Below are 4803 nucleotides of genomic sequence, written 5' to 3' on the forward strand. Positions count from 1 at the left end.
GGGCCTGGGGGCGCCGGGCGGGGCCTCACGCTGGTCGACGGCGTGTACCGACCGACCGCGGCGGCCGACTCTCAGTTGGGAACCAAGCTCAAGATCCCGGTCGGGTATCTGAAGTGGCTGCGTGAGCAGCAACGCACCGACCTCTACGACCACAACGTCAACGGCCTGCTGCACGGCCCCGACGACCCGAGACTTCCCGGCCAGCCCGAGGATCGGTCATTTCTGTTGCGGTTGTTCTCGTCTGGGGTCGCTGGTGAGGCAGGGGTGTTGCGGGCGTTTCTGTCGGATCGGTACGGCATCATCGACAACCTCGACGTGCTCACCGCGGTCCTGGAGGGCATTACCACCGCCGACACCGATGTCGAGGTCCGCTCCTGCGATCTGACCGAGTCCGCGATGCACTGCAAGGTGTATTCGCCCCGGGTTTCCACGCTGGCGCCGACGTTCCTGGCCGACTACCGCAACCCGTTCGCCAATCCCGACCTCGAGGCCGAACGTCGCCGCGTCGCCGGCGATCTGGACCGGTGGCGCGGGGTCGCCGCCCGCGACGGACAGGGCTATCGACCCGGCAGCGAACCGGTGGTGTTCGCCGGGTTCCGGTTCTCCAACTCCGAGACCGGCCACCACGCGGTCACGCTGAAACCGGAACTGGTGATCCAGATCTGCGGCAACGGCCTCACCCTGCCACTGTTCTCCCACACCAGACGCCATCTCGGCGACAAACTCGACATCGGCACCGTCGGCACCTGGTCCCAAGACACCCAGCGCAAGCGGCTCGCGGTCATCACCGCCGAAACCCGCGACAAGGTCAGCGAGTGGCTCTCACCGGAGTTCCTCACCGCCCGCGTCGGTGAACTCGAACGCCACGCCGCCGCCCCGGTACGTCAGCCCGACAAGACGATCGAGGTCGTGGCCAAGAAGCTGGGATTCAGTGAGGAAGAACGCACCGGGATCCTGACGCACTTCATCGCCGCCGGGCAGCTCACCGCCGCCGGGATCGCCAACGCGGTCACCAGCTTTTCCCAGACCATCCCTGACGGCGACCGCGCCGACACCCTCGACGACCTCGCTCTCCACGCCATGACCCTCGCCTAGGTCTACGGCGCCGACACACAACCTCGCTGCGCTGCAGCTACTCCCTGTTCCGCACTCCCCCACAGGTGGCTCACCGCATGGGCTATCTGCGACGCCCACCGATTTCAGGAGGTCAATTTCCGATGGTCGACACAGTTGCCCGTTCCGAGTTCGACCTGGCAGCGCACTTCGGTGTCGCCGGGTCGGCGACCGACCTGACACCGCAGACGATCGAGCGCTGGCGGGCCAGCGATCCCGACTGGAAGGGCAAACACTGGGCCTACACCGAGCCCGACAACTGCGACGCCCGCCGCCTGCGCCCGATCAACCTCGCCATCCGCGCCAAGACCCATGAATGACCACCACCGGCCCGACCCCGGTTCGGATCCACTCTCCAGATAGGAGGACCTCGATGACCCCGACCACCGACGCCCCCAACGGCACCGAAATCGACATCGCTGCAATCGATATCGACCTCCAAGACCGAGTACTCGACAACATCGAGCCGACCGAGGAACTGGCGCCTGAGACCGACGAGCGCGAAAACGCCGTCCACGACGCTGGTGTGCCGGTCAACGCGGTCGCGGTCTGGCGGGACCCGACCATGCTCGTCATCGACAAGAACGTGCGCGAAACATTCCGCCTCGAGGACCAGCCCGAGCTGGCCGATTCGATCGCCGAGCACGGAGTGCTCACCCCGATCGTCGCCTACGGCTACCCCGAATCCCCCACGGCGCTGGTCCGCGACGGCCAGCTGCGCACCCTGACCGCGATCGCGGTCGGCCTCGAAACGGTCCCCGTGTGGTTGATCGCTCCCGACACCACCATCAGCGCCAACGAAGCGCAAATCACCCGGATCTTCGAACAGATCACGGTCAACGACCGCCGGATCGCGCTCACCGACGGTGACCGCGCGGCCGGGATCGCGCTGGCGCTGGATCTGGGTGCTTCGGTCACCCGGGTCGGTAAAGCGCTGCAGACCAAACGCGAAGAGATCAAGCAGGCGGGCAAGGTCGGCGCCTCGAGCACCGCTCGCAAGGCGATCGACGACGGCCAACTCGACCTCGAGCAGGCCGCGATCCTGGCCGAGTACGAAACCGTTGGCGACACCGATGCTGTCGAACACCTGACCAAACACCGGGGCGGCTACTTCAACTACGAAGCCAGGCTGATCGCCAACGACCGTGCCGCCCGACGCACCTACTTCGCTGCGGCGCTGCCCTGGGCCGAAGCCGGGTTCGGTGTGCTCGACGACTACCCGAGCAACAGCGGGTCGGACACCGAGCTCCTGCACGTGGGCGAGCTAGTCGACGCCGACGGGCACAGTGTCGACCTCGATCGGCTCGCGGCCGAGGACGGTTGGCTGGTGTGGATCGAACGATCCGGCACGCTGGTGACCGTCGACCGTGAGACCGGTGCCGTCGTCGACGAGGCCACCGTCGACTGGCAGACCCGACATGAACCCGCCCGAGAACCCACCGAGGGTCGACGTCACGCCCGCGAGGTCACCCAGCGCAAAGACTGGCAGGCCGACTACTTCCTGCCGTCCGACAAACTCGCTACCACTGGACTGCAGCTGCTCAGAGACTTCGTCGACACCACCGCCGCCACCGGGCACGGCGTCGGCGTCGAGGGCCAGCGCGAGGACGTCGTCGATCCCGTCGAGGAGGCTGCGGCCCGCGATGAGATCACCGCGCGACGCGCTCAGCAAGAAGCCGAAGCCGCGCAGCGGCGTGAGCAGGAACAGCTCGAGAACCGCCGAGAGCGCGTGCTCAACAAACAGGCAGTCGCCGCGATGGACGTCCGACACGAGTTCGTCACAGGGCTGCTCGCTCGCAAGACCCCGCCCCCGGAGGCTGCGAAGTTCGTTGCCGAAACGCTGCTCGGCCAGCCCGGCATCCTCGACGAATTCAACGCGCTCGAGACCGCCGCCGGGTTGATCGGCGGCGCCGGCACCTGGCGCCATGACCTGCAGAAGATGGTCGAGGCCGCCAAACCGGCGCGCTGCAACGTCATCGTCCTCGGCCTGGTCCTCGGCGCACTTGAGAAGCGCACCAGCAAGGACTCCTGGCGCTCCAGCGACGCCGCAGTCAAGCGCTACCTGCGGTTCCTTCAAGAGACCGGGCACACACTGGTCCCCGTCGAACTCGCCGCCCTTGGCGACATCGACTACAAGGACATCGACTTCGACGCCCCCACAGACGAGCCCGCCACACAGGCCGCCGCGTAGACACCGTTCACGGGCCGAGAACGGATGCGACCGCACCGATCTCGGCTCGCATACAGGACAGCACCGGCAGATCAGGCAACGCCGCCTGCCTCGTTCACCGATATGGTTGTTGGCCCTCGCACAGCGCGAGGATGTGCCATGCCCGCAGGCCGTTTACCCACGAGCACATGCCGGTCCACCCCCGTCGACACGGGGCAGGACCGGCGCCCGCGAAACAGCGCGACAGACAACGTCGAGCCAGTCCAGGTCAGCCGCCAGCGACTGCTCGGGATCCTCGAGCCCACTGCGGATCGAACCTGCACCGCCAGCGACGTGGCCTCGCTTCTTCGTCCAAACACTGCGACCGATGCAGTGCGGTCACCACAGGGATATCCACATCTTGTGGATATCCCTGTGCAGAACCACAACGGATACGAGTCCAGGGCGCGTCCGCACTTCGAATGCCGGCGAGGTCGAAGGAGGCCCATCGCACGCCGGTGCGGAGATCGGCCTTGCTGAACTCGGCACACAAGCACCGGACCCCGCGTCGACCTCTCGTGGCCGTACCCGCTCCGTCAGGACCGACCGACCAGGGCTAGTCACTGCGGTTGGCGAAAGTGCAGGGTACTGCCTGATACGGCGGTGAAGCCGGATGTTTCGAAGAACCGCCGACGGCCCCAGCGCTCGTAGGGGTCGGTGTCGAGGGTGACCGTCACTTCCACTTACTCCTGCCGCCCGTGCTTGTTCGACAAACGCGCGCACCAGTGCCGATCCGACACCCGCATCGGGGTTGTAGAACTCCGACCAGCGAGATGTGGCCGGTGCGGAGATTTCCTGCCAGGAATCCCTCGGCTCTGCCGTCGCGGTAGGCGATTAGCCGAATCGAGCCCGGTTCACCCACCGGTCAACCGCACCGGATCAGCGAAGACACTGTCGCGCAAGTGGTGGAGGTCGTCGAGTGACGACAGGAGCCACGCGAGCACCGCGTGCCCGCCGTCGAGCTGCTCGACCTCGATCCCGTCCACGCCGCCCCCAGTGCCATACCGGTACGGACGTACAGAAATGTCGGCGATTCAATCCACCCATGGCGTTCAAGAACGGCGTCGCCGTCTCATCTAGCGCTATGGCCGATCCGGCGACGCGCTTCCCGTGCGAGCGGGCTAACAAAGAACATCTCATCGGGAGCGGAGGCCTCCAGGCACGCCCGTACTCGAGCCTCTGCGCGATTCCTGGTGCTTGCGCGGCTTCCCAAACCGCAACAAGAGCGTCAACCAACGGCTCGGTCCGTTCCGGCAGATCGTCCTGCGCCGGCGTGATGACCAGATCGTCCTCGGCCGACTGAAGGACCAGATCCAGCAACCAGAAACTCAGCTCCCAGTCGGCCTTGTTCGCGAGTAGCAGACAAACGAATTCATCGAGCCGTGCCGGTTCGGATACCTCGATAGGCCAGTCCCGCATCCAGTCTTCGTGCGGAATGTTCGCCAGCTGCGCCACTCGCGTCGCCGAATCCCCGCTTGGAT

The 4803-nt window shown here is 66.2% G+C and carries 4 protein-coding genes; 3 read left to right on the plus strand and 1 reads right to left on the minus strand.

What is annotated here, in order from left to right; all coding sequences use genetic code 11:
- The 3 genes from ACFWPJ_RS24975 to ACFWPJ_RS24985 form a co-directional block, all read left to right on the plus strand.
- On the plus strand, positions 1-1095 hold a 1095-nt coding region (locus ACFWPJ_RS24975; protein ID WP_378854817.1), incomplete at its 5' end, for a hypothetical protein.
- A gap of 122 nt (positions 1096-1217) precedes the next feature.
- On the plus strand, positions 1218-1433 hold the full coding sequence (locus ACFWPJ_RS24980; RefSeq protein ID WP_378854818.1) for a hypothetical protein: 216 nt from the start codon (positions 1218-1220) through the stop codon (positions 1431-1433).
- A 53-nt stretch (positions 1434-1486) separates the two neighbouring features.
- Complete coding sequence (locus ACFWPJ_RS24985) at positions 1487-3304, plus strand: ParB/RepB/Spo0J family partition protein (RefSeq protein ID WP_378854819.1); 1818 nt, start codon at positions 1487-1489, stop codon at positions 3302-3304.
- Between the two features lie 872 nt (positions 3305-4176).
- On the opposite strand, the gene ACFWPJ_RS24990 is transcribed toward ACFWPJ_RS24985, so the two are convergent.
- Positions 4177-4308, minus strand: a complete 132-nt coding sequence (locus ACFWPJ_RS24990; RefSeq protein WP_378854820.1) for a hypothetical protein — start codon at positions 4306-4308, stop codon at positions 4177-4179.
- Positions 4309-4803: the final 495 nt, after the last annotated feature.

Source organism: Nocardia sp. NPDC058497 (genome assembly GCF_042720195.1).
Lineage (GTDB): Bacteria > Actinomycetota > Actinomycetes > Mycobacteriales > Mycobacteriaceae > Nocardia.